The sequence below is a fragment of the Occallatibacter sp. genome, assembly GCF_049802275.1.
In the GTDB taxonomy this organism is placed as follows: Bacteria; Acidobacteriota; Terriglobia; order Terriglobales; family Acidobacteriaceae; genus Telmatobacter.
The window spans coordinates 1-1,906 of the sequence record NZ_JBARMD010000611.1; the positions used below are offsets into that span (position 1 = coordinate 1).

Genomic DNA, 1,906 nt, shown 5'->3' on the forward strand with positions numbered 1-1,906 from the left:
TTCTGTCCGATCCGATTGACGCCGGAGCTCTTTCCGATGCCTTGGTACGCGCTTCGCAACGGCGGTCGGGAGGCAAATCCGCAAAGAAGACGGGCGGGAAGATCCTGGTTTTCCTCGGCGGAAAGGGTGGCTCGGGCGTCACTACCGTGGCTTGCAATTTCGCGGTCGCGCTGGTGCAGGAGTGCCAGCAAAGCGCGGTTTTGATCGACCTCGATCTGCCGCTCGGCGACGCTGCCCTCAGCCTCGGACTTACCACGCAGTTCTCTACTGCCGATGCGCTGCAGAACGCAGACCGCATGGATACGAACTTTTTTTCCAAACTGCTGACGACCCACAGTTCGGGTCTTCCTGTGCTTGCGGCTCCCGGCAGGTTTCCTCAGATTCAGGCCAGTAATGATTCCATCGACAAGATGCTGAACGTGGCTCGGCAGGACTTTGCCTACGTGGTGATCGATGCCGGTTCGCGATTTGATTTAACCGATGCTGCCTGGTTTGAACAGGCTGATACGGCCTACCTGGTGATGCAGGCGGGGATTCCCGAGCTGCGTAATTCGCACCGGTTGATTTCGGAATTCTTCAAGTCAGGAACTCCCAAACTCGAAATCGTCCTGAATCGATATGTGAAGAGCTCCATGGGAGTGGACGAAGAGCACATCGAAAAGGCGCTTACCAAGCCGATCGCGTGGAAGATTCCAAGCGATTACTACAACGTGCGGCGGATGCAAAACGAGGCAGTCCCGCTGGCGCTTGATGATTCAAGCATTGCAAGGGTACTCCAGGACATGGCACGAGCGGCTTGCGGGATGCCCCCCAAGCCGGAAAAGCGAAAGGGCTTTAGCCTTTTCAAATAATCCCCCGTTATTTGACGGAATTTGTAATTGAGGACGGCGCATCGTGGAATCAATGAATCTGGAAAACTTCAAGGCAGAAGTACACCGTACGCTGCTGTCGAAGCTCGACCTGGAAAAGCTTTCGCGAATTAACTCCAGTCAGGCAAGGCAGGCGGTCTCGAGCATTATCAGCGAGATCATCAGTGATCGTCGGGTGCCACTCAGCTTCGATGAGCAGGAGAAGATTCAGACCGATCTGCTGGACGAGGTCTTTGGTCTGGGACCTCTTGAGCCGCTGCTCAAAGACCAGAAGATCTCCGACATCATGGTCAACTACAAGGACCATGTGTTCATTGAAAAGGGCGGCTTGCTGACGCGTGCGGATGCTTCATTCCGCGACGACCGTCACCTGCTTCAAATCATTGACCGCATCGTTTCGCGCGTGGGACGCCGCGTAGACGAGTCGTCGCCGATGGTCGACGCACGCTTGCCCGACGGCTCTCGTGTGAACGCGATCATTCCGCCGCTCGCGCTCGACGGCCCTTCCATGTCTATCCGCCGTTTCGGCACCGGTCCACTGGCCGCCAATCAGCTGGTGCAATTGAAGAGTATTTCCGCGGAAATGATGGAATTGCTGTCAGCTGCGGTTCGTGCGCGCCTCAGCATTCTGATCTCGGGCGGCACCGGCGCCGGTAAGACCACCTTCCTTAATATTCTGTCGCAGTACATTCCGCAAAACGAGCGTGTCATCACGATCGAGGACGCTGCCGAATTGCAGCTTGCGCAGGAGAATATTGTTCGTCTGGAAACGCGTCCGCCTAACGTTGAAGGACAGGGAGCAATTCGACAAAGGCAACTGCTTATCAACTGCCTTCGTATGCGTCCCGACCGGATCATCATCGGTGAGTGCCGTGGCGAAGAGGCGTTTGACATGCTTCAGGCCATGAACACCGGTCACGAAGGTTCGATGACCACCGTCCACGCCAATACGGCTCGCGACGCGCTGACCCGTCTCGAATCGATGGTGGCGATGACCAACCTGAACCTGCCCGAAAAGACGGTTCGGGCCCAGATCG

At 56.4% G+C, this 1,906-nt stretch carries 2 protein-coding genes; both read left to right on the top strand.

Annotated features, from left to right (window positions below; all coding sequences use genetic code 11):
• A partial coding sequence (locus WA354_RS20805; protein WP_472814941.1) for an AAA family ATPase occupies positions 1-851 on the top strand: 851 nt, incomplete at its 5' end.
• A gap of 52 nt (positions 852-903) precedes the next feature.
• A partial coding sequence (locus WA354_RS20810) for a CpaF family protein (protein WP_472814942.1) occupies positions 904-1,906 on the top strand: 1,003 nt, incomplete at its 3' end.